This window comes from Rhizobium sp. JAB6 (assembly GCF_003024605.1).
Lineage (GTDB): Bacteria > Pseudomonadota > Alphaproteobacteria > Rhizobiales > Rhizobiaceae > Rhizobium.
In genome coordinates, this window is record NZ_PYJQ01000005.1 from 511,052 (window position 1) to 532,481 (window position 21,430).

Annotated in this window: 32 protein-coding genes; 28 read left to right on the plus strand and 4 right to left on the minus strand. The window is 59.8% G+C overall.

Translation table 11 applies throughout. The annotated features are described in order from the left end of the window. The first annotated feature begins 1 nt into the window (after position 1). The 22 genes from rplV (at position 2) to C7U61_RS08385 (ending at position 12,094) form a co-directional block, all read left to right on the plus strand. Positions 2 to 391 carry a 50S ribosomal protein L22 gene (rplV, locus tag C7U61_RS08280; protein ID WP_004118391.1) on the plus strand — a complete coding sequence of 130 codons (390 nt, stop codon included), beginning with the start codon at positions 2 to 4 and terminating at the stop codon, positions 389 to 391. Then, on the plus strand, positions 391 to 1,116 hold the full coding sequence (gene rpsC, locus C7U61_RS08285; protein ID WP_004118393.1) for a 30S ribosomal protein S3: 726 nt from the start codon (positions 391 to 393) through the stop codon (positions 1,114 to 1,116). Before rplV ends, rpsC begins: the two co-directional genes overlap by 1 nt. A gap of 36 nt (positions 1,117 to 1,152) precedes the next feature. Then, entirely contained in the window at positions 1,153 to 1,566 is a 414-nt protein-coding gene (gene rplP, locus C7U61_RS08290; protein ID WP_004118395.1) for a 50S ribosomal protein L16, read from the plus strand. A gap of 11 nt (positions 1,567 to 1,577) precedes the next feature. Continuing rightward, the gene (gene rpmC, locus C7U61_RS08295) at positions 1,578 to 1,778 is read left to right on the plus strand and encodes a 50S ribosomal protein L29 (RefSeq protein WP_007690763.1); all 201 of its coding nucleotides are present in this window, start codon (positions 1,578 to 1,580) and stop codon (positions 1,776 to 1,778) included. Positions 1,779 to 1,790: 12 nt separating this feature from the next. Next, positions 1,791 to 2,030, plus strand: a complete 240-nt coding sequence (gene rpsQ / locus C7U61_RS08300) for a 30S ribosomal protein S17 (protein WP_069611899.1) — start codon at positions 1,791 to 1,793, stop codon at positions 2,028 to 2,030. A gap of 226 nt (positions 2,031 to 2,256) precedes the next feature. Continuing rightward, positions 2,257 to 2,625: a 50S ribosomal protein L14 gene (gene rplN, locus C7U61_RS08305; protein ID WP_003573790.1), complete on the plus strand. Its 369-nt coding sequence runs from the start codon at positions 2,257 to 2,259 to the stop codon at positions 2,623 to 2,625. Between the two features lie 11 nt (positions 2,626 to 2,636). Continuing rightward, entirely contained in the window at positions 2,637 to 2,945 is a 309-nt protein-coding gene (gene rplX, locus C7U61_RS08310; protein WP_069611900.1) for a 50S ribosomal protein L24, read from the plus strand. Further along, positions 2,938 to 3,495: a 50S ribosomal protein L5 gene (rplE, locus tag C7U61_RS08315; RefSeq protein ID WP_004118404.1), complete on the plus strand. Its 558-nt coding sequence runs from the start codon at positions 2,938 to 2,940 to the stop codon at positions 3,493 to 3,495. Before rplX ends, rplE begins: the two co-directional genes overlap by 8 nt. A 33-nt stretch (positions 3,496 to 3,528) precedes the next feature. Continuing rightward, entirely contained in the window at positions 3,529 to 3,834 is a 306-nt protein-coding gene (gene rpsN / locus C7U61_RS08320) for a 30S ribosomal protein S14 (RefSeq protein ID WP_004118406.1), read from the plus strand. Positions 3,835 to 3,846: 12 nt separating this feature from the next. Continuing rightward, positions 3,847 to 4,245 (plus strand): 30S ribosomal protein S8, encoded by a 399-nt coding sequence (gene rpsH / locus C7U61_RS08325; protein WP_015339607.1) that lies wholly within the window; start codon positions 3,847 to 3,849, stop codon positions 4,243 to 4,245. A gap of 43 nt (positions 4,246 to 4,288) precedes the next feature. Then, entirely contained in the window at positions 4,289 to 4,822 is a 534-nt protein-coding gene (gene rplF / locus C7U61_RS08330; protein ID WP_106997623.1) for a 50S ribosomal protein L6, read from the plus strand. Positions 4,823 to 4,834: 12 nt separating this feature from the next. Then, entirely contained in the window at positions 4,835 to 5,197 is a 363-nt protein-coding gene (gene rplR / locus C7U61_RS08335) for a 50S ribosomal protein L18 (protein ID WP_004118412.1), read from the plus strand. Between the two features lie 130 nt (positions 5,198 to 5,327). Continuing rightward, positions 5,328 to 5,897: a 30S ribosomal protein S5 gene (gene rpsE / locus C7U61_RS08340; RefSeq protein ID WP_004118414.1), complete on the plus strand. Its 570-nt coding sequence runs from the start codon at positions 5,328 to 5,330 to the stop codon at positions 5,895 to 5,897. A 13-nt stretch (positions 5,898 to 5,910) separates the two neighbouring features. Then, the gene (gene rpmD, locus C7U61_RS08345) at positions 5,911 to 6,123 is read left to right on the plus strand and encodes a 50S ribosomal protein L30 (protein ID WP_007690786.1); all 213 of its coding nucleotides are present in this window, start codon (positions 5,911 to 5,913) and stop codon (positions 6,121 to 6,123) included. A gap of 17 nt (positions 6,124 to 6,140) precedes the next feature. Further along, positions 6,141 to 6,611, plus strand: a complete 471-nt coding sequence (rplO, locus tag C7U61_RS08350; protein WP_106997624.1) for a 50S ribosomal protein L15 — start codon at positions 6,141 to 6,143, stop codon at positions 6,609 to 6,611. A gap of 226 nt (positions 6,612 to 6,837) precedes the next feature. Next, a complete protein-coding gene (gene secY, locus C7U61_RS08355; RefSeq protein ID WP_015339610.1) occupies positions 6,838 to 8,178 on the plus strand; it encodes a preprotein translocase subunit SecY in 1,341 nt (446 codons plus the stop codon). After that, the gene (locus C7U61_RS08360) at positions 8,175 to 8,825 is read left to right on the plus strand and encodes an adenylate kinase (protein WP_106997625.1); all 651 of its coding nucleotides are present in this window, start codon (positions 8,175 to 8,177) and stop codon (positions 8,823 to 8,825) included. Before secY ends, C7U61_RS08360 begins: the two co-directional genes overlap by 4 nt. A 217-nt stretch (positions 8,826 to 9,042) precedes the next feature. Then, positions 9,043 to 9,411 (plus strand): 30S ribosomal protein S13, encoded by a 369-nt coding sequence (rpsM, locus tag C7U61_RS08365; protein ID WP_004118424.1) that lies wholly within the window; start codon positions 9,043 to 9,045, stop codon positions 9,409 to 9,411. A gap of 131 nt (positions 9,412 to 9,542) precedes the next feature. Then, a complete protein-coding gene (rpsK, locus tag C7U61_RS08370; RefSeq protein WP_106997626.1) occupies positions 9,543 to 9,932 on the plus strand; it encodes a 30S ribosomal protein S11 in 390 nt (129 codons plus the stop codon). Between the two features lie 103 nt (positions 9,933 to 10,035). Then, positions 10,036 to 11,046, plus strand: a complete 1,011-nt coding sequence (locus C7U61_RS08375) for a DNA-directed RNA polymerase subunit alpha (protein WP_047634789.1) — start codon at positions 10,036 to 10,038, stop codon at positions 11,044 to 11,046. A gap of 47 nt (positions 11,047 to 11,093) precedes the next feature. Continuing rightward, complete coding sequence (rplQ, locus tag C7U61_RS08380) at positions 11,094 to 11,516, plus strand: 50S ribosomal protein L17 (RefSeq protein ID WP_015339614.1); 423 nt, start codon at positions 11,094 to 11,096, stop codon at positions 11,514 to 11,516. 170 nt (positions 11,517 to 11,686) lie between these two features. Continuing rightward, positions 11,687 to 12,094, plus strand: a complete 408-nt coding sequence (locus C7U61_RS08385) for a DUF2809 domain-containing protein (protein WP_181315817.1) — start codon at positions 11,687 to 11,689, stop codon at positions 12,092 to 12,094. 26 nt (positions 12,095 to 12,120) lie between these two features. Here the strand turns inward: C7U61_RS08385 and C7U61_RS08390 are convergent, their stop codons facing one another. Next, on the minus strand, positions 12,121 to 12,639 hold the full coding sequence (locus C7U61_RS08390) for a DinB family protein (RefSeq protein ID WP_106997627.1): 519 nt from the start codon (positions 12,637 to 12,639) through the stop codon (positions 12,121 to 12,123). Positions 12,640 to 12,708: 69 nt separating this feature from the next. Here C7U61_RS08390 and C7U61_RS08395 point away from each other — a divergent pair, with 69 nt between their 5' ends. The 5 genes from C7U61_RS08395 to C7U61_RS08415 all read left to right on the plus strand — a co-directional run bounded on the left by C7U61_RS08395 (position 12,709) and on the right by C7U61_RS08415 (position 17,127). Continuing rightward, positions 12,709 to 13,338: a TetR/AcrR family transcriptional regulator gene (locus C7U61_RS08395; protein ID WP_106997628.1), complete on the plus strand. Its 630-nt coding sequence runs from the start codon at positions 12,709 to 12,711 to the stop codon at positions 13,336 to 13,338. Between the two features lie 148 nt (positions 13,339 to 13,486). After that, on the plus strand, positions 13,487 to 13,957 hold the full coding sequence (locus C7U61_RS08400; RefSeq protein ID WP_106997629.1) for a MarR family transcriptional regulator: 471 nt from the start codon (positions 13,487 to 13,489) through the stop codon (positions 13,955 to 13,957). Next, positions 13,954 to 16,026 carry an FUSC family protein gene (locus tag C7U61_RS08405; protein ID WP_106997630.1) on the plus strand — a complete coding sequence of 691 codons (2,073 nt, stop codon included), beginning with the start codon at positions 13,954 to 13,956 and terminating at the stop codon, positions 16,024 to 16,026. The genes C7U61_RS08400 and C7U61_RS08405 overlap by 4 nt, the downstream gene beginning before the upstream one ends. 4 nt (positions 16,027 to 16,030) lie before the next feature. Further along, positions 16,031 to 16,240, plus strand: a complete 210-nt coding sequence (locus C7U61_RS08410; RefSeq protein WP_106997631.1) for a DUF1656 domain-containing protein — start codon at positions 16,031 to 16,033, stop codon at positions 16,238 to 16,240. Beyond that, on the plus strand, positions 16,237 to 17,127 hold the full coding sequence (locus C7U61_RS08415; protein WP_106997632.1) for an HlyD family secretion protein: 891 nt from the start codon (positions 16,237 to 16,239) through the stop codon (positions 17,125 to 17,127). The genes C7U61_RS08410 and C7U61_RS08415 overlap by 4 nt, the downstream gene beginning before the upstream one ends. A 28-nt stretch (positions 17,128 to 17,155) precedes the next feature. On the opposite strand, the gene msrQ is transcribed toward C7U61_RS08415, so the two are convergent. After that, a complete protein-coding gene (msrQ, locus tag C7U61_RS08420; RefSeq protein ID WP_106997633.1) occupies positions 17,156 to 17,812 on the minus strand; it encodes a protein-methionine-sulfoxide reductase heme-binding subunit MsrQ in 657 nt (218 codons plus the stop codon). After that, entirely contained in the window at positions 17,809 to 18,759 is a 951-nt protein-coding gene (gene msrP / locus C7U61_RS08425) for a protein-methionine-sulfoxide reductase catalytic subunit MsrP (RefSeq protein WP_106997634.1), read from the minus strand. The genes msrQ and msrP overlap by 4 nt, the downstream gene beginning before the upstream one ends. 339 nt (positions 18,760 to 19,098) lie before the next feature. On the opposite strand from msrP, the gene ilvD reads away from it, so the two are divergent. Beyond that, on the plus strand, positions 19,099 to 20,937 hold the full coding sequence (ilvD, locus tag C7U61_RS08430; protein ID WP_106997635.1) for a dihydroxy-acid dehydratase: 1,839 nt from the start codon (positions 19,099 to 19,101) through the stop codon (positions 20,935 to 20,937). 104 nt (positions 20,938 to 21,041) lie between these two features. On the opposite strand, the gene C7U61_RS08435 is transcribed toward ilvD, so the two are convergent. Further along, on the minus strand, positions 21,042 to 21,341 hold the full coding sequence (locus tag C7U61_RS08435; protein ID WP_244441467.1) for a hypothetical protein: 300 nt from the start codon (positions 21,339 to 21,341) through the stop codon (positions 21,042 to 21,044). Positions 21,342 to 21,430 lie beyond the last annotated feature (89 nt).

The window sequence follows — 21,430 nt, forward strand, 5'->3', positions numbered from 1 at the left end:
AATGGGCAAGGCAAAAACCGAACGCCGGCTGAAGGACAATGAAGCGCAGGCAGTTGCGCGCACGCTCCGCGTCAGCCCGCAGAAGCTCAACCTGGTCGCGGCTTCCATCCGCGGCAAGAAGGTTGACCGCGCGCTCGCAGAGCTGGAATTCTCGCGCAAGCGTATCGCTGGCGCCGTGAAGAAGACGCTCGAATCTGCGATCGCCAATGCAGAAAACAACCACGATCTCGACGTTGACTCGCTGGTCGTAGCGGAAGCTTACGTCGGTAAGTCGATCGTCATGAAGCGTTTCCACGCTCGTGGTCGTGGCCGCGCATCTCGCATCGAGCGTCCGTTTGCGCACCTAACGATCGTCGTTCGTGAAGTGGAAGCTCAAGGGGAGGCCGCATAATGGGTCAGAAAATCAATCCGATCGGCTTTCGTCTTGGCATCAACCGTACCTGGGATAGCCGCTGGTTCGCGGACAATGCCGAATACGGCCAGCTCCTCCACGAAGACCTGAAGATGCGCAAGTTCGTCATGAACGAACTGAAGCAGGCTGGTATCTCCAAGGTGGTCATCGAGCGTCCGCACAAGAAGTGCCGCGTCACGATCCACTCGGCTCGTCCGGGCCTGATCATCGGCAAGAAGGGCGCTGACATCGACAAGCTCCGCAAGAAGCTGTCGGACATGACGAATTCCGAAACGCACCTCAACATCGTTGAAGTCCGCAAGCCGGAAATCGACGCGACGCTGGTTGCCCAGTCGATCGCTCAGCAGCTGGAACGCCGTGTTGCTTTCCGTCGCGCCATGAAGCGCGCCGTTCAGTCCGCGATGCGTCTTGGCGCCGAAGGCATCAAGATCACCTGCGCCGGCCGTCTGGGCGGTGCAGAAATCGCTCGTACGGAATGGTACCGCGAAGGTCGCGTGCCGCTGCATACGCTGCGCGCCGACATCGACTACGGTACGGCTGAAGCAGAAACCGCTTTCGGTATCTGCGGCATCAAGGTCTGGATCTTCAAGGGCGAAATCCTTGAGCACGATCCGATGGCCTCCGAACGCCGCGCGCTCGAAGGCGACGCCCAGGGTCCGGCTAGCCGCGATCGCGATAGAGACCGTCGCCGCGACAACGCTTGATAGCGTACGTGGCAGATAAGTTCGGAGAATAAGAAAATGTTGCAGCCAAAGCGTACGAAGTACCGCAAGCAATTCAAGGGCCGCATCAAGGGCGTTGCCAAGGGTGGTTCTGATCTGGCGTTCGGCGAATTCGGCCTGAAGTCGCAGGAGCCTAACCGCGTCAACGCTCGCGAGATCGAAGCGGCCCGCCGCGCGATCACGCGCTATATGAAGCGCGCCGGTCGTGTATGGATCCGCGTGTTCCCGGATGTTCCGGTAACCGCAAAGCCGACCGAAGTCCGTATGGGTAAAGGTAAGGGCTCTGTCGAATACTGGGCATGCAAGGTCAAGCCCGGCCGTATGATGTTCGAGATCGACGGTGTGAGCGAAGAAATCGCTCGTGAGGCTCTGCGCCTCGGCGCTGCCAAGCTCTCGGTCAAGACGCGCTTCGTTCAGCGCATTGCAGAGTAAGGAAGAAGCTCATGAAAGCCGCAGATGTTCGCGCCCTGAGCGCCGACCAACTCAAGGACGAGCTTGCCAAGCTGAAGAAGGAGCAGTTCAACCTGCGCTTTCAGAAGGCGACCGGCCAGCTCGAGAAGTCCTCGCGCATCAACGAAGTCCGCAAGGACATCGCTCGCGTAAAAACCATTGCCCGCCAGAAGGCGGCAGAAGCAAAGGCCTAAAGGAAGAATAACATGCCGAAGCGCATTCTGCAGGGCGTCGTGGTCAGCGACAAGAACGAGAAGACGGTAGTTGTCCGCGTTGAGCGTCGTTTCGCTCACCCGCTGCTCCAGAAGACCGTTCGTCGTTCCAAGAAGTACAAGGCTCACGACGAAAACAATCAGTACAAGACCGGCGACGTCGTTTCCATCGAGGAATGCGCGCCGATCTCCAAGGATAAGACCTGGACGGTCGTTTCCGCCCAGTCCAAGTAACAGAATTTCGCTCAGGCTCTTGCGCTTGGGCGAAATATCTGTATGAAGCACGAGCTTGGAAGCAGGACGCTCGCGAACGGGCGTTCTTTTGCTTTATTGATGGCCGGCAGAGACGATCCTTGGTGATCGCAAAGCCAGGCATAATCAGACAAGACACTAGTCCATAAGCCGGGGTAGGGGGTCGGTTGACCCAACCATTCCGGTAACAACAAGAAGGCGACCTGACATGATTCAGATGCAAACAAACCTCGACGTGGCGGATAATTCCGGCGCACGTCGTGTCATGTGCATCAAGGTGCTGGGCGGCTCGAAGCGCAAGTATGCCTCGATTGGCGACGTTATCGTCGTTTCGATCAAGGAAGCTATTCCGCGCGGCCGTGTAAAGAAGGGTGACGTGATGAAGGCGGTCGTCGTTCGTACCGCCAAGGACATCCGTCGTCCGGATGGCAGCGTCATCCGCTTCGATACCAACGCAGCAGTCCTCATCGACAACAAGAAAGAGCCGATCGGCACCCGTATCTTCGGACCGGTTCCGCGCGAACTCCGCGCCAAGAACCACATGAAGATCATCTCGCTGGCTCCAGAAGTACTGTAAGGAGCGGAGCGATGCAGAAGATCCGTAAAGGCGACAAGGTTGTCGTATTGACCGGTAAGGACAAGGGCCGTACCGGCGAAGTCATTCAAGTGCTGCCGAAGGAAGACCGTGCGGTCGTTCGTGGCGTCAACGTCATCAAGCGCCACCAGCGCCAGACGCAGAACCAGGAAGCCGGCATCATCAGCAAGGAAGCCCCGCTTCACCTGTCCAACATTGCGATCGTCGACAAGGACGGCAAGCCGACCCGCGTCGGTTTCAAGGTTGTGGATGGCAAGAAGGTCCGTGTGGCCAAGACCTCGGGAGAAGTGATCGATGGCTGAGGCAAAGTACGAGCCGCGGCTCAAGAAGGAATATGTTGCTCGCATCCGCGCAGCCATGCAGGAGAAGTTCTCCTACGCTAACGAGATGCAGATCCCGAAGCTGGACAAGATCGTGATCAACATGGGTGTTGGCGAAGCGACGGCTGATTCGAAGAAGCCGACCGTTGCTGCTGCCGACCTGGCGGCCATCGCTGGCCAGAAGCCGGTCATCACCCGCGCACGCAACTCCATCGCTGGCTTCAAGGTCCGCGAAAATATGCCGATCGGCGCGAAGGTTACCCTGCGCGGCGCCCGCATGTATGAGTTCCTGGATCGTCTGGTCAACATCGCGCTTCCGCGCGTTCGCGACTTCCGCGGCCTGAACCCGAAGAGCTTTGACGGTCGTGGCAATTTTGCCATGGGCATCAAGGAGCACATTGTGTTCCCTGAGATCAACTACGACAAGGTTGATCAGATGTGGGGCATGGACATCATCGTTTGCACGACGGCGACGACCGACGACGAAGCACGGGCTCTTCTGAAAGAGTTCAACTTCCCGTTCCGTCAATAACCGTAACGACGAGCGTAGAAAAGGAACCCTGATATGGCGAAGACAAGCGCAGTCGAAAAGAACAAGCGCCGCCGCAATACGGTTGCCAACCAGGCCGCGAAGCGGGCTGCTCTCAAGGCAATCATCATGAACCAGTCTCTCTCGATCGAAGACCGGTTCAAGGCCACTCTGAAGCTGGCATCGCTCCCGCGCGATGGATCGAAGACCCGTATTCGTAACCGTTGCGAAGTGTCCGGCCGTCCGCGCGCCTACTACCGCAAACTGCGCATGTCGCGTATCGCGCTGCGTGAACTCGGCAATCTCGGCAAGGTGCCGGGCATCGTCAAGTCCAGCTGGTAAGGAGCAGATTAGATGTCTATGACTGATCCTTTGGGCGATATGCTCACCCGCATCCGCAATGGCGCTTCGCGCCGCAAGTCGTCGGTTTCGACGCCTGCGTCCAAGCTCCGTGCACGCGTTCTCGATGTGCTCCAGGCTGAAGGCTACATCCGTGGCTATTCCGTCGTCGATTTCGGCAACGGCAAGTCTGAGCTCAACATCGAACTCAAGTACTACGAAGGCGCATCGGTGATCCGCGAGATCGGCCGTGTGTCCAAGCCGGGCCGCCGGGTTTATGTCTCGGTCAAGTCCATTCCGCAGGTCGCGAACGGTCTCGGCATCACTATCCTTTCGACCCCGAAGGGTGTGATGGCCGATCACCAGGCTCGCGAACAGAATGTTGGTGGCGAGGTTCTCTGCTCGGTCTTCTAAGATCGAACAGAGATATCTCCTTCGAAACAGACAGGTTTGAAAAATGTCTCGTATCGGTAAGAAGCCCGTTCAGGTGCCTGCAGGGATCACGGCCACGGTTGATGGCCAAAAAGTGACTGCCAGGGGCCCCAAGGGCGAGCTGTTTTTCGTCGCTAACGACGAAATCGGTCTCAAGCTGGAAAACAATGCAATCGTCGTGACGCCGCTCAACGACTCCAAGGATGCTCGCGCAAAGTGGGGCATGTCCCGCACGATGATCGAGAACATCTTCAAGGGTGTTAAGGACGGTTACGAGCGCAAGCTCGAAATCAACGGCGTCGGCTACCGTGCCTCCATGCAGGGCAAGAACCTGCAACTCGCGCTCGGCTTCAGCCACGACGTGATTTATCAGCCGCCGCAGGGCATCACCATTGCTGTGCCGAAGCCGACGGAAATCGTCGTCACCGGCATCAACAAGCAGCAGGTTGGCCAGGTTGCCGCTGAAATCCGCGAATATCGCGGTCCTGAGCCCTACAAGGGCAAGGGCGTCAAGTATGCCGAAGAGCGGATCGTCCGCAAAGAAGGCAAGAAGAAGTAAGGAACACGCGAAATGGCTAGCAGGAAAGAAGCACTTGCGCGTCGCGCCAACCGCGTGCGCCGCCAAATCAAGTCGGTGGCCAATGGCCGTCCGCGCCTGTCGGTTCATCGCTCGTCGAAGAACATCTACGCCCAGGTCATCGATGACGTGGCTGGCAAGACCCTCGCGGCTGCCTCCACCCTCGACAAGGATCTGCGCGGTTCTCTGAAGACCGGTGCCGATACCGCAGCCGCAGCCCTCGTTGGCAAGCTCGTAGCCGAGCGCGCCTCCAAGGCCGGCGTGAAGGAAGTCGTGTTCGATCGCGGCGCTTTCATCTATCACGGCCGTATCAAGGCCCTGGCTGAAGCAGCCCGCGAAGGCGGCTTGACCTTCTAATCAGATTTCCGGCCGGTAATCCCAAGGATGCCGGCCGGATGTTCACCGGACCGCAAATCTCCTTTGGGAGGTTGATGCGGTCCTCGTTTTGTTTGCCCGTTGCACCCGGAAAAGAAAAAGGAAGAGGACAATGGCACAGGAAAAGAGGGCTCCGCGGGAAGACCGTCAGAGCCGTGAAGAGCGCGATAGCGAATTCGTCGACAAGCTGGTCGCGATCAACCGCGTCGCCAAGGTTGTCAAGGGTGGCCGTCGCTTCGGTTTCGCCGCTCTCGTCGTTGTCGGCGACCAGAAGGGCCGCGTAGGCTTCGGCCACGGCAAGGCACGCGAAGTGCCGGAAGCCATCCGCAAGGCAACCGAAAGCGCCAAGCGCGACATGATCTTCGTACCGCTGCGCGACGGCCGTACGCTGCATCACGACGTTCATGGCCGTCATGGCGCCGGCAAGGTTCTGCTGCGCTCGGCCAAGGTCGGTACCGGTATCATCGCCGGCGGTCCGATGCGCGCCGTTTTCGAAACGCTCGGCGTTCATGACGTCGTTGCCAAGTCGACCGGTTCGTCGAACCCGTACAACATGGTTCGCGCCACGTTCGACGCCCTGAAGCACCAGGTTCACCCGAAGGACATCGCAGCTCAGCGCGGCATCAAGTATGCCACGCTGCAGGCTCGCCGCGCCGCTTCGGGCAACGCCTCCGAAGAATAAGGGAGTTTGACCTATGGCCAAGACGACCAAGAAGGCTGAAGCTAAGGCGACCGTTACGGTCGAGCAGATTGGCAGCCCGATCCGCCGTCCGGATGTTCAGCAGAAGACGCTGATCGGTCTCGGACTGAACAAGATGCACCGTCGCCGCACGCTGGAAGATACTCCGGCTGTTCGTGGCATGATCCGTGCTGTCCAGCATCTCGTTCGCGTTGTCGACGAGAAGTGAGCCGGAGGTAATTCGCTATGAAACTGAATGAAATCAAGGATAACGAAGGCTCGACCCACAGCCGCAAGCGCCTCGGCCGCGGCATCGGCTCCGGCTCTGGCAAGACCGGCGGCCGTGGTGTGAAGGGTCAGAAGTCCCGTTCGGGCGTTGCGATCAACGGCTTCGAAGGCGGTCAGATGCCCATCTACCGTCGTCTGCCGAAGCGCGGCTTCAACAACATCTTCGCATCCGACTATGTTGTCGTATCGCTGGCACGCATCCAGGCTGCCGTCGATGCCGGCAAGCTCGATGCCAAGAGCACTGTCGATGCGGCAGCCCTCAAGGCAGCTGGCGTCATTCGCCGCGTCAAGGACGGCGTTCGTGTTCTCTCGGACGGCGAACTGAAGGCGAAGCTTTCTCTTGAAGTTGCAGGCGCTTCCAAGTCTGCCGTCGAGAAGATCGAAAAGGCTGGCGGTTCCGTCAAGCTGCTCGCTGCCGCCGCAGAATAATATTATCGATAATCGCCCGAAGTGACTTCACTTCGGGCGATTTTGCTCCCATATGTGAGCCTCACGAATCTGATCGATGCGGCAAGTGTCTTTCCGATCGATAACGGGAACCAAGGGTGAGGCGCCCGATTGCAGCGCAATCCGTCCGAAGCCCGGCTTTTGAACAATTTACAGACTGATTCCGGACTCGGCCGACTATGCCGGAATTGGTGATGCGGAGATTTGCATGGCTTCTGCAGCGGAACAATTGGCGTCCAATCTCAATTTTTCGACCTTTGCCAAAGCTGAGGATCTCAAGAAGCGCCTGTGGTTTACGCTCGGCGCTCTCCTCGTCTACCGGCTCGGCACCCACATTCCGCTTCCTGGCCTCAATCCTGCCGCTTACGCCCAGGCTTTCCAGAATCAGTCGGGCGGCATTCTCGGCCTCTTCAACATGTTCTCGGGCGGCGCCGTGCAGCGCATGGCGATCTTCGCGCTCGGCATCATGCCCTACATCTCGGCCTCCATCATCGTTCAGCTGATGACGTCGGTCGTCCCGTCGCTTGAAAACCTGAAGAAGGAAGGCGAGCAGGGCCGTAAGATCATCAACCAGTACACCCGCTACGGCACGGTGCTGCTCGGCGCATTGCAGGCCTATGGCATTGCGATCGGCCTGGAGCATGGCAATGGCGTCGTCGTAGACCCGGGTTGGTTCTTCCGCATTTCGACCGTTATTACCCTGCTCGGCGGCACGATGTTCCTGATGTGGCTTGGCGAGCAGGTGACGTCGCGCGGCATCGGCAACGGCATTTCGCTGATCATCTTCGCCGGTATCGCTGCAGGTCTTCCGACCGCGCTTGCCGGTACTCTTGAACTTGGTCGTACTGGCGCGCTGTCCACGCCGCTTATTCTTGCCGTACTGATCGTCGCCATTCTGGTCATCGCGCTCATCGTCTTCGTTGAGCGCGCCCAGCGTCGCCTGCTGATCCAGTATCCGAAGCGTCAGGTCGGCACGCGCATGTTCCAGGGCGATACGTCGCATCTGCCGCTGAAGCTCAATACTTCGGGCGTCATCCCGGCGATCTTCGCGTCGTCGCTGCTGCTGCTGCCGGCAACCGTCGCAGGCCTCGGCAACAACACCGCGCTTCCGACCTGGGTGACCTCGATCGTCGCGGCCCTTGGCCACGGCCAGCCGGTCTATATGGTGCTTTACGGCGCCCTGATCGCTTTCTTCGCCTTCTTCTACACGGCTCTTGTCTTCAATCCGAAGGATACGGCCGACAATCTGAAGAAGCACGGCGGCTTCATTCCCGGCATCCGCCCGGGTGAGCGCACCGCCGAATATATCGATTACGTGCTGACCCGTATCACGGTCATCGGCGCGATCTATCTTGTCTTCGTCTGCATCCTGCCCGAAATTCTCGTATCCCAGACCGGTATTCCCTTGTCTCTGGGTGGCACTTCGCTTCTGATCGTGGTTAGCGTAACGCTGGATACGGTGGCGCAGATTCAGGGTCACCTGATCGCACAGCAATATGAAGGCCTGATCAAGAAATCGAAGTTGCGTGGAGGAAAGAGGGGGCGATGAGACTCATACTTTTAGGGCCGCCGGGAGCAGGTAAGGGGACCCAGGCCCAGCGCATCGTGGAAAAGCATGGCATTCCGCAGCTTTCCACAGGCGATATGCTGCGCGCGGCCGTGCAGGCCGGCACGGAAGTCGGCAAGCGCGCCGAAGCCCTGATGAAGGCCGGCAAGCTCGTTCCGGATGAGGTGGTCAACGCCATCGTTTCGGAACGTATCGATCAGCCGGATTGCGCCAGGGGCTTCATCCTCGACGGTTTCCCGCGCACGCTGGTCCAGGCGGATGCAACGGAAAAGATGCTCGATGCGAAGGGCCTCGAGCTCTCGGTTGTCATCGAGTTGAAGGTCGATGATGCTGAACTGATTCGCCGCGTCTCCGGCCGCTATTCCTGCTCGAACTGCGGCAGCGTCTATCACGACACTGACAAGGTTCCGGCAAGCGCCGGTGTCTGCGACAAATGTGGTTCAACGCATTTCAAGCGCCGTCCGGACGACAATGCCGAAACCATGGCGACCCGCCTCCAGGTCTATTACAAGGAGACCTCGCCGCTCATTGGTTACTACTACGCCAAGGGCAAGTTGCAGAGCATCGACGGCATAGCCGATATCGAGCATGTGACCGAAAGCATAGAGGCTATCCTGGCTAAGCTTTAGATAGCCTAAAATAAACTTGCCGGAGCGGTTGCTTTTTTGCGCTGATTCCGCTAAACACCGCGCCAACTCGCGACATGCCATGCGATCGGCGCGGATTTCCAACGGGAAGTCCGAGCACGGTCGTTTTGACATGTGGCGGACACACATCGAACAAGCAGCTCCCGGGCTGCATAACAAGACCCTTTGCCAAGGCAAAAGGAATGCAAGGAGAACAGGCGTGGCTCGTATCGCTGGCGTCAACATCCCGACTGCAAAGCGCGTAGTTATTGCGCTTCGTTACATTCACGGGATCGGACCGAAGTTTGCACAGGAAATCTGCGAGAAGGTCGGTATTCCGGCCGAGCGTCGCGTCAACCAGTTGACGGATGCCGAAGTTCTGCAGATCCGCGAAACCATCGACCGTGACTATCAGGTCGAAGGTGATCTGCGTCGCGAAACCGCGATGAACATCAAGCGTCTTATGGACCTGGGTTCCTACCGTGGCCTGCGTCATCGTCGCGGTCTGCCGGTTCGCGGCCAGCGCACGCACACCAATGCTCGTACCCGCAAGGGTCCGGCAAAGGCGATCGCTGGTAAGAAGAAGTAATTTCCGGGCAACCGGATTTGGGAGGCTGGCGGTCCGCCGGCCTCTTTTGAGTTTGAAGCGGTGCTCCATGGGTGCCGCTTCGGTGTAGCCGCTGGGATTACGGCGGTGCAGAGATCCAAGAAAGGACTAACATGGCCAAGGAAGCCGTCCGCGTTCGCCGTCGCGAGCGCAAGAATATCACGTCGGGCGTCGCACACGTCAACTCGACCTTCAACAACACGATGATCACCATCACCGACGCACAGGGCAATGCGATTGCCTGGTCGTCCGCTGGTGCCAAGGGCTTCAAGGGTTCGCGCAAGTCGACCCCGTTCGCTGCTCAGATCGCTGCCGAAGACTGCGCCAAGAAGGCTCAGGAACACGGCATGAAGTCGCTGGAAGTTGAAGTTTGCGGCCCGGGCTCCGGTCGTGAATCCGCTCTGCGCGCCCTCCAGGCTGCCGGTTTCATGATCACGTCCATCTGCGACGTGACCCCGATCCCGCACAATGGTTGCCGCCCGCGCAAGAAGCGTCGCGTCTGATCATCGCCACTCACGACGCCGGCCGGGGTAGATGCGCCCGACTTGGTGTTACTCAAGCTCGGTTGCCACGATTGGATGGTGGCAACGAACGGAAGGCAAAAACATGATTCAGAAAAACTGGCAGGAACTGATCAAGCCCAACAAGGTCGAGTTCACCTCGAGCGGCCGCACCAAGGCAACGCTCGTGGCCGAACCGCTGGAGCGTGGCTTTGGTCTCACCCTCGGCAACGCGCTGCGTCGCGTTCTGCTGTCTTCTCTGCGCGGTGCTGCCGTAACGGCCGTGCAGATCGACGGCGTGCTGCATGAGTTCTCCTCTATCCCGGGCGTTCGGGAAGACGTGACGGACATCGTGCTGAACATCAAGGAAATCGCCATCAAGATGGACGGCGATGACAGCAAGCGCATGGTCGTCCGCAAGCAGGGCCCAGGCGTTGTAACGGCTGGCGACATCCAGACGGTCGGCGATATCGAAATCCTCAACCCTGAGCATGTCATATGCACGCTCGACGAGGGCGCCGAAATCCGCATGGAATTCACCGTCAACAACGGCAAGGGCTATGTGCCCGCCGAGCGCAATCGTGCGGAAGATGCTCCGATCGGCCTCATTCCGGTCGATAGCCTCTATTCGCCGGTCAAGAAGGTGTCCTACAAGGTTGAAAATACCCGCGAAGGACAGGTTCTCGACTACGACAAGCTGAGCATGTCGATCGAAACCGACGGTTCGATCAGCGGTGAAGATGCCGTCGCTTTCGCGGCTCGCATTCTTCAGGATCAGCTTGGCGTGTTCGTCAACTTCGACGAGCCGCAGAAGGAAGCCGAAGAGGAAGCAGTTACCGAACTCGCTTTCAACCCGGCGCTCCTCAAGAAGGTGGACGAGCTGGAACTGTCCGTTCGCTCGGCAAATTGCCTGAAGAACGACAACATCGTCTACATCGGCGACCTCATTCAGAAGACCGAAGCAGAAATGCTCCGCACGCCGAATTTTGGTCGCAAGTCGCTGAACGAAATCAAGGAAGTTCTCGCTTCCATGGGCCTGCACCTCGGCATGGAAGTGCCGGCATGGCCGCCCGAGAACATCGAAGATCTCGCCAAGCGTTACGAAGACCAATACTAACCAACAAACTGCAGGCGAACGATGCCTGCAAGTGAAGGAGAATAGCCATGCGCCACGGTAAAGCCGGCCGCAAGCTGAATAGAACCGCTAGCCACCGCAAGGCGATGTTCGCCAACATGGCGGCTTCGCTCATCACCCATGAGCAGATCGTTACCACGCTCCCGAAGGCGAAGGAAATTCGTCCCATCGTCGAGAAGCTGGTAACCCTCGGTAAGCGCGGCGACCTGCACGCTCGCCGCCAGGCCATCTCGCAGATCCGCGACGCAGCCGTCGTTTCGAAGCTCTTCGACGCGATTGCAACCCGCTACGCCACCCGCAACGGCGGCTACCTGCGCATCATGAAGGCCGGCTTCCGCCAGGGCGACAATGCCGCTCTCGCAGTGGTCGAATTCGTCGATCGCGACGTCAATGCCAAGGGCGCAGCCGACAAGGCTCGCGTTGCCGCCGAAGAAGAAGCCGCAGCCGCTTAAGGCTAAGCTTCGGATAAATATAAAAGGCCGGATGAGCGATCGTCCGGCCTTTTCTCGTGTATGCTACTGGAGCGGCCCTTCAATCTCCCTGAATGCTTTGGAGTATAGGAAGCGGCTTGGCTGAGTCGCAGCCGACTCGGGCATGTCAGGGATAGGGAGCGTCGTGGGACATGCAGCGAAACTTGATGCGCGGGAGACTGCTTCTGTTCGTGGCGTTGCTGGTGACCATCGCCAGCGGTCTTGCGTTGCGGCGCTACGGTTATGCGATCAATCTGCCTTTCGCGATCGTCAAGTATGGCGGCTCGTTATTGTGGGGAGCGATGGTCTATTGGCTCCTGGCGGCGATCTTCGTGCTGCAGGAGCGTTTCAGGATTGCCGCGGCGGCGCTTTTTATCGCCGTCGCCGTAGAGTTTTTCAGGCTTTGGCACACGCCTGATCTCGATGCCTTTCGATTGACTGCCACCGGAGCCTTGTTGCTGGGCAGGGTGTTCTCGCCGTGGAATATCGTCGCCTATACCGCCGGTATCGCGCTTGCGCGGGTGCTTGATCACGCGCTATCGAAGCCCAGGCCCTTGTGAAAGGCGATAACTGCCACGGCGGGGGCTCATTCAGCCGCCACGGCCAGCCTGCGCGCGGGTTCGCTGCGATGAAGATGAACGGCAAGCGTATCCCAGGGCGGTGTAATGGAAAGCTGCGCCAGCAGCCGGCCGATTTCGCCCCTGTGGTAGCCTCCATGCGTGACGAGATGAAGGAGCATCTCCTGGCGCGTCATGCAGCCTTTGTCGCCATCCGTGAAGACGAACGGTACCGGAGCTGGCAGAAGCTCCGGATCGACGGCTTCGAGATAGGTCAGATACCATTGATCTGAAGCTGTTAGCGCCGCGCGAAGATCGGCCAGGGACGGCGTCTCCGGCGTATTGTCATCCGCGTAGCCGTGCTCCCTTCCGGTGAGATGCGCCGCGAATATGCGGCCGACGACCAGCGAGTGGTTCATCAGGCGTATGGAGAGATGGCGTTCCTTGTTGTGATGTGCAGGATCGAGGCGGCCGATAGCGTCGAACAATTCCCCATTCGCCCAGGCCTGATAGCGGAACAGAGTTTGCAGCAATGATATTTCGCTCACGATGAAACACCTTTCGTCATTCCATGAAATGCGAGTAATCTGTCCACATTTTCATGGAATGGGTGGCGCATGTCTACTCGCATTAAAAAGCCGCGCGTTCCGATGCGAAAAGAGCCGAGCCAGGCGCGTTCGCGGGCAACGGTCGATGCGATTGTCGTATCGGGCGCTCGCGTTTTAGGGGAGCGAGGATGGGCCGGCTTCACGACGAATACGGTCGCGGCCGTCGCCGGTATCAGTATCGGTTCGCTCTACCAGTATTTCCCCGACAAGCTCTCCTTGGTCGAGGCCATAAGGCACCGTCATTTCGACGATGTGCTTGCGGTCCTGCGGCAGGCGACAACAGGTGGATTGCCGTTGCAGCAGAGCGTCGAAACGCTTGTCCAGGGAATGATCGACGCACATTGCGTCAATCCGGACCTGCATAGGGTGCTGCTGGATGAGGTACCGGGGCTTGAGGGGTCGCGGTCGGCCCACGATGCATTCCTGGCGGATTATCAGCTCTATTACAGGGATTTTGTCGCTGCGCATCGACATGCCGATGGGATGCCTTCTGATGATCTTCTTGCGGAGATTCTGTCCGGCGTCGTTGAAGGTGTCATCCATAATGGTGCACGGAAAGGCACCTTGGACTCGCCTGATCTGAAGCAGGAATTGGTCAGGATAATCTGTTCCTATCTGGCCAAAACGGGTCACGATTGAGCATTCCCCAGACCTTCATTATTCCGCGATTTCCGGTCCACAAGTGGGGCTTCTCATCAAAATTCGCATAGCTGCATTGCCCATTTCGAATGGCGCTTTCGATGATAATAATTTGAATCCTAATTAGTTTAGTGCTAATAGAATACTCATGAAATCGCTGAACGCCCTACAACGCATATTCACCGCCAATCTGCTGACCACCGGCCGCCAGTGGCGCCGGGCTGTCGATCTCGCGCTGAGTTCCCATGGCATATCCGAGGCGGTGGCCGCGCCGCTGCTTTGGATCGGCCGCTTAGGGGGAGGCGTGCGGCAGGTGGTGCTTGCCACCTGTGTCGGCATCGAAGGTCCGTCTCTGGTTCGGCTGATCGATCAGCTCGAAAGCATGGATCTTGTCATCCGCAAGGATGACCCGACGGATCGGCGTGCGAAAGGCCTATGGCTGACGCCCGAGGGCGAAAAGCTGGCTTCCCGCATGGAAGACGTACTGGATGAGCTGCGTGGCAAGATCCTTGCCAATGTCGAGCCCGCGGATATCGAAGCTGCGGTTCGCGTCCTGAAGGCTTTCGAGGAATTTGAGGCATCCAAGGCCGTCGAACCGGAGCCGGAGAAGGTCTCATGAGCATTCCATCCTGGCGCGATTGGCTATTTTCCGTCAAAGCCTTCATCGCTGCGATCATGGCGCTGTTCATCGCCTTGTCGCTCGATCTGCCGCGTCCCTATTGGGCAATGGCCGCAGTTTATGTGGTCGCCAATCCTCTTGCCGGGGCAACCAGCTCCAAGGGGCTTTACCGGGCGCTCGGCACGCTTATCGGTGCCACCGCGTCGGTGATCCTCATCCCGCTCTTCGTCAACGCACCGGAATTACTCTCCATCGTCGTCGCGCTGTGGACCGGCACCTTGCTGTTCATCTCGATGCTCGACCGCACCTCGCGCAGCTATGTCTTCATGCTGGCGGGCTATACATTGCCGCTGATCGCGCTGCCGACCGTCGGGTCGCCCGAAACCATTTTCGATGTGGCGCTTGCCCGCTCCGAAGAGATTATTATCGGCATCGTCTGCGCGAGCGTGGTTAGCGCCGTCGTCTTTCCGAGCAGCGTCGGCACCGTTCTCGGCCAGCGCATAGGATCCTGGCTGGATGACGCCGGCGCCTGGGCGGATGAGATCCTGCGCGGCGAGGGCGCTTCGCCCGCGACACCTTTGAAGCGACAGAAGCTTGCCGCCGATGTTTCCGGCCTGGATCTCGTCATCAGCCAGCTGCGCTATGATGCCGGCAGCCGCGACATCGTGAGGCATTCGCGCGAGCTGCGCGGCCGCCTGCTGATGCTGCTGCCGCTCTTCTCCTCTCTTGCCGATCGCCTGCACGCCTTGAAGGCCGGTGGCAAGCCATTGCCGCAGGAATTGGTTGCCGTTCTGAATGAAGTGGCCGATTGGCTCGGGCAGGGCGGTCGCGGCAAGGCCGATGAGACCGCCGAGACCTTGTCGCGGAAAATCGAGGAGTTGCAGGAGAACGATCTGGACATCGGTTGGGACGATCTCGTCCGGTCGAGCGCTCTTGCTCGCCTCAAGGAAATTGTCGACTTGTGGCAGGATTGCCTGACGCTGCGCGCCCAGATCGTCTCCGGACAGCAGGTCGGCACCTGGCGCCCCGCATTCCGCTACCGCAATGTCGTCGGTCGCAGCAGGCACTATGATTACGCCCTGCTTGCCTTCTCCGCCGGTAGCGTCATCGCCGGGATTGCCGTCGCCTGCTTCTTCTGGATCTATTCCGGATGGGAGGATGGCGCCGGCTTCGTTAGTATGGCGGCCGTTGCCTGCTCGTTTTTCGCCGCGCTCGATCGTCCCGCACCCTTCATCACCACCATGTTCATCTGGACTGCGGTGAGCCTGCTCATCGCCGGCATCTATATCTTCGGCGTGTTGCCGTCGATTTCCGGCTTCGAGATGCTCGTGCTGGTCTTTGCTCCGCCCTTTCTGGCGATGGGACTGCTGATCACGCGCCCGCAGACCAACATGCTCGGCATGCTGCTGGCGGTAAACGGAGCCAGTTTCATCGCGCTGCAGGATCGTTATACCGCCGATTTCGCCAGCTTCACCAACAGTGCAATCGCCGCTCTGGCCGGTGTGGGCTTCGCCTTGGTCTGGACTTTGCTTACCCGCCCGTTCGGTTCCGAGCTTGCCGCCTGGCGATTGGTGAGGGCCGGCTGGAGAGATCTGGCCGAAACCGCAGCCGGTATCCGCCGCGCCGACCACGAACGCCTGTCCGGCCGCATCCTGGATCGCCTTGGTCAGCTCGTGCCGCGTCTCGCAGGGATCGAAGATCGGGAGCTGAAGAAGGTCGATGGCTATGCCGATGTCCGTCTCGGCTTCAATGTGCTGATGCTGCAGAAGGAGCGCGCGCAGCTGAAGCCGGCTGCCGCTGCATCGGTCAGCGAAGTCCTGATCGGCGTGTCGGATTTCTATCGCTCGCGGCTGAAGGCCAAGCGCGCGATCGATCCTGACGACGATCTGCGCGCCTCTATCGACCACAGCCTCGAAGCAGTGGCGCAGGAAAAGCGAGATTCCGCTCGAGCCAGCCTCGATGCGCTTGTCGGCCTTCGCCGCGCGCTCTTTCCGCATGCCGAACCGCCGGCGAGCTGGCGGCCGCCCGTAGCGGATACAACCCAACCTCATCCTATCGCCGCCGAGTAATATCATGCCCGCAGAATTCGATCTCTATGGCGTCTATATCCCACGCCTTCTCGTTCTCATGCTCGCGCCCCTGTTTGCCGTCATCATCCTTCGGCGCCTGCTCGCGTGGATCGGAGTCTACACTCTGGTCTGGCATCGCGGTCTCTTCGATCTTGCGCTCTACGTCCTGCTGCTCGGCGCCTTCTCCTCAGTCTCTCGTTGGTACTTCACATGAACGCGTTAAAACTTATCGGCCGTGTGGCCGTCACACTCATCTTCGTCGTTGCCGCGGTCTATGTCAGCCGTCAGCTCTGGGGCCACTACATGGATGAACCATGGACACGCGATGCGCGCCTGAGAGCCGATGTCGTCGGCATCGCGCCCGATGTCTCGGGTCTCGTGAGCGAGGTCCTTGTCAAGGACAACCAGACCGTCAAGAAAGGCGATGTCCTTTTCCGCGTCGATCGCGATCGTTTCGCCATCGCTCTCGAACAGGCGGACGCAGCCCTAGCAAGCAGCAAGGCGGCTCTCGAACAGGCCCAGCGTGAAAGCGCACGGCAGGCGCGGCTCGGCGATGCCGCCTCCCTGCAGCAGAAGGAGCAGGCCCTGACCACCGTCCAGCAGGACGAAGCGGCCGTTCGTCAGGCAACCGCCAATCGCGAACTCGCCCAGCTCAATCTCGACCGCTCCGAGGTTCGCGCTACCGTCAACGGCACGATTTCGAACCTCAGCCTGCGTCCGGGCGATTACGTCTCTGCCGGCACTGCGAAGGTCGCGCTGATCGATACAGATTCGCTCCGCGTCGAAGGCTATTTCGAGGAAACCAAACTGCCGCGCATTCATGTCGGCGACGAGGTTTATATCCATCTGATGGGCCAGACGGAAAAGCTGACCGGCCATGTCGAAAGCATCGCTTACGGCATCGAGGATCGCGAGCGAACCTCCGGCGGCCTGCTAGCCAACATCACGCCGACCTTCAGTTGGGTACGCCTGGCGCAGCGCGTACCGGTGCGCATCGCGCTCGACAAGGTTCCCGACGGCACGAAACTGATCGCCGGCCTGACGGCAACCGTCGAGGTGCAGGAGCATGGCCAGGAGAAAATCGCCAGCGCTGCCGAATGATCATGGCTCGGTAGGCGGGGCGGCCGCCTCAGGCCGCTCTGGAGCTCGACGCCGCGGCAGGTCTGCGCGTCGCCCGGCGTCTCTCCATCATGATCGGCCGATAGGATCTGTAGAGAATCATTGCGATGAGCAGGCCGATATAGATGAACTGCTCCACCGAAAGTACCTTGGTGGACAGGGCGAAGTGCAGGGCACCGCAGGCGGCGATGATATAGACGAGGCGATGCAGCCAGATCCATTTCTTGCCGAGCTGCTTGATCGAGAAATTGTTCGAGGTCACGGCCAGCGCCAGCAGCATGACGAGCCCCGCCATGCCGAACATGATGAACGGCCGCTTCAGCACGTCATCGATCACGGCTTGCACGTCCAGCGCCTGGTCGAGAACCATATAGACCGTCAGATGCATCAGGGCGTAATAGAAACAGAGCAGGCCGAGCGCGCGGCGATAGCGCAGATAATTCCAGCCGAAGAGATCGCGAAGCGGCGTGACCGCAAGCGTCAGCAGCAGGAAGCGGATCGCCCACAGGCCCAGGAAGAGTTCGAACGTCTTCACCGCGTCGGCGCCAAGCTGGTCCGTCGCCCCGAGATAGAATTCCCACGCAGCCGGCAAAAACCCGACGACATAGAGCGCCCAGACGGACGCGGACTGCCAGCGCTTGGGAAGAGCGAAGGAGAGGGCCATCAGAAATTCACCCTGAGATCCATGCCGCTATAGAGGCTGGCGACCTGATCGGCGTAGCCGTTGAAGGGCAAGGTGGGGTGGCGGTTGGACCCGAAGAAGCCGCCTTCGCCAATGCGCCGCTCGGTCGCCTGGCTCCATCGCGGATGATCGACGGCCGGATTGACGTTGGCATAGAAGCCGTATTCCTGGCTGTTGGTCGCCTGCCAGGTATTCAGCGGCTGCTTGTCTGTCAGCGTGATGCGCACGATCGACTTGATGCCCTTGAAGCCATATTTCCACGGCACGACGAGCCGGATCGGCGCGCCATTCTGGTTCGGCAGGGTCTCGCCATAGAGGCCGACGGCAAGCAGCGTCAGCGGATTGCGCGCCTCATCCAGGCGCAGTCCCTCGACATAGGGCCAGTTCAGGGATTGCAGGAGGCCGGACTGCCCCGGCATCTCTTCCGGGCGCACCACGGTCTCGAAGGCCACATATTTGGCGCTGCCCTGTGGTTCCACCTTGTCGAGCAAGGCAGAGAGCTGGAAACCGTCCCAGGGAATGACCATCGACCAGGCTTCGACGCAGCGCATGCGATAGACGCGCTCTTCCGGCGGAAATTCTTTGATCAGTGCGTCGATATCGAAGGTGCCGGGCTTGTTGACCATGCCGTCGACCTTGATGGTCCAGGGACGGGGCTTGAACTTGCCGGAGAGGCTGGCCGGATCGGACTTGTCGAGGCCGAATTCGTAGAAATTATTGTAGGTGGTGACGTCCTTGATAGGCGTCAGCTTCTCGTTGACCGTATAATTGCTCTTGGTCGCCGTCAGCGCCTCGGCCAACGCCGCCTTGCCGCCGATCGCCGCCATGCCGATGCCGGCCGCGGCGGCCGTCAGGAACTCGCGGCGCTTCAGATAAATGGAATGGGGTGTAATCTCGGAAGATGCGATTTTGGGCGGGCGATAGGCGGCCATGGAACTATTCCTCTATGCGATAGCAGCTTCGATATGAGCGATACGCAACGGACACGGGTTTTGTTACACTCTTAGGCCGGCATTTCTTTGGAAGTGAAAGCAACTTTTTGTGTGCGCTTGTGATCGGGCCGTTTCGTTCCCAACTTTGGTCGAGCGACTTGTTTGCCCGGATGCGGCTCTTGCCCGGCAGCGTACCGGATTCGCTTGAGTTGATAGTGACAGTATCGCACGATTGGATTAGGACAATTCCAAAAAGCGGAGTTGCCGGCGCCCCTTTGGCCCGAAACCTTTGGCCCATGCCCGGCGCCGTACAAATTCCAGGATGACGAGGAAGACACCATGCCAGCTTATCGTTCCAGAACCACCACCCACGGCCGCAACATGGCCGGCGCGCGCGGCCTTTGGCGCGCGACGGGTATGAAGGACAGCGATTTCGGCAAGCCAATCATTGCGGTGGTCAATTCCTTCACCCAGTTCGTGCCCGGTCACGTCCACCTCAAGGATCTCGGCCAGCTGGTCGCGCGGGAAATCGAGGCGGCCGGCGGTGTTGCCAAGGAGTTTAACACCATCGCCGTCGATGACGGCATCGCCATGGGCCATGACGGCATGCTCTATTCGCTGCCGTCGCGCGAGCTGATCGCCGACAGCGTCGAATATATGGTCAATGCCCATTGCGCCGACGCCATGGTCTGCATCTCCAACTGCGACAAGATCACTCCCGGCATGCTCATGGCCGCGCTGCGCCTGAACATCCCGGCAGTCTTCGTGTCCGGCGGCCCGATGGAGGCCGGCAAGGTCGTGCTGCATGGCAAGAAGCATGCGCTCGATCTGGTCGATGCCATGGTTGCCGCCGCCGACGACAAGATCAGCGATGAAGACGTCCAGGTCATCGAGCGCTCGGCCTGTCCGACTTGCGGCTCATGCTCGGGCATGTTCACCGCCAATTCCATGAATTGCCTGACCGAAGCTCTCGGCCTGTCGCTGCCGGGCAACGGCTCGACGCTCGCGACCCACGCCGACCGCAAGCGCCTCTTCGTCGAAGCCGGTCATCTGATCGTCGATCTCGCCCGCCGTTATTACGAGCAGGAGGATTCCTCCATCCTGCCGCGTTCGGTCGCTTCCAAGCAGGCGTTCGAGAATGCCATGGCGCTCGACATCGCCATGGGCGGCTCGACCAACACGGTTCTGCACATCCTGGCAGCCGCGCATGAAGGCGAAGTCGATTTCACCATGGCCGACATCGACGCGCTGTCGCGCCGCGTGCCGTGCCTCTCTAAGGTCGCGCCGGCCAAGAGCGACGTACACATGGAAGACGTACACCGCGCCGGCGGCATCATGTCGATCCTCGGCGAGCTCGACAAGGGCGGTCTCATCAACCGCGATTGCCCGACCGTGCATTCCGAAACCATCGGCGACGCCATCGACCGCTGGGACATCACCCGCACCAACAGCGAAAGCGTGCGCGAATTCTTCCGCGCGGCTCCGGGCGGCATTCCGACCCAGGTTGCCTTCAGCCAGAATGCCCGCTGGGAAGAACTCGATACCGACCGCGAAAACGGCGTCATCCGCTCCGTCGAGCATCCCTTCTCCAAGGATGGCGGCCTTGCCGTCCTCAAGGGCAATCTGGCGCTCGATGGCTGCATCGTGAAAACGGCCGGCGTAGATGAATCGATCCTGAAATTCTCCGGCCCGGCAAGGGTCTTTGAAAGCCAGGACGCATCCGTCAAGGCGATCCTCAGCAACGAGATCAAGGCCGGCGACGTCGTCGTCATCCGCTACGAAGGCCCGAAGGGCGGCCCGGGCATGCAGGAAATGCTGTATCCGACGAGCTATCTGAAGTCGAAGGGCCTCGGCAAGGCCTGCGCGCTGATCACCGACGGCCGCTTCTCCGGCGGCACCTCGGGCCTGTCGATCGGTCACGTTTCTCCGGAAGCAGCCAATGGCGGTACGATCGGCCTGGTGCGCGAAGGCGACATGATCGACATCGACATTCCGAACCGCACCATCAGCCTACGCGTCGATGACAAGGAGCTTGCCGCTCGCCGCGAAGCCCAGAACGTTAGGGGTTGGCATCCGGCCGAAGTGCGCAAGCGCAACGTCACTACGGCCTTGAAGGCCTATGCCGCTTTTGCGACCAGTGCGGACCGCGGTGCCGTTCGCGATCTGGGTGGAAAATAACAAGCCCCTTCGCCCGTCCTGAGTTCATCGAAGCGCGGGGAGAAGCTGTGAGCCGTATCTCGCCCTTGGCGGGCGAGATACGGCTTTCGCATTCGCGGCACTTCTTACAGCGGCCGATTGATCTGCTTGTAGGCGTCGTTCAGCTCTTTTTGCCGCTCCTGATAGGATGAGGTCAGGCACGCAACATCGGCGCCGCAGGCCTGCCGCTTCTTCAGCCATTCGGTCTGCTGGTCCTGCATCGTGCCGCGCGCACCCATGGCGAGAAGCCCGGAAAGCAGGTCGAAGGTTGTCACCATCCTCACGTCGGCATCGTTGAGAGCCCGCACATCGCAGATCGTTTTCTCGTCCGGCTTCAGGTTCTGTGCCTCGCAATCGAAGCTGGCGGCGTGCGAGGCACCGGCCATTCCTAGCGAGACGAGGAAAGTGGCGGCGGCAAGATGGATCGATCGCATATGTGGCTCCCTTTGACGATTCCAAACGCGAAATGCATCAC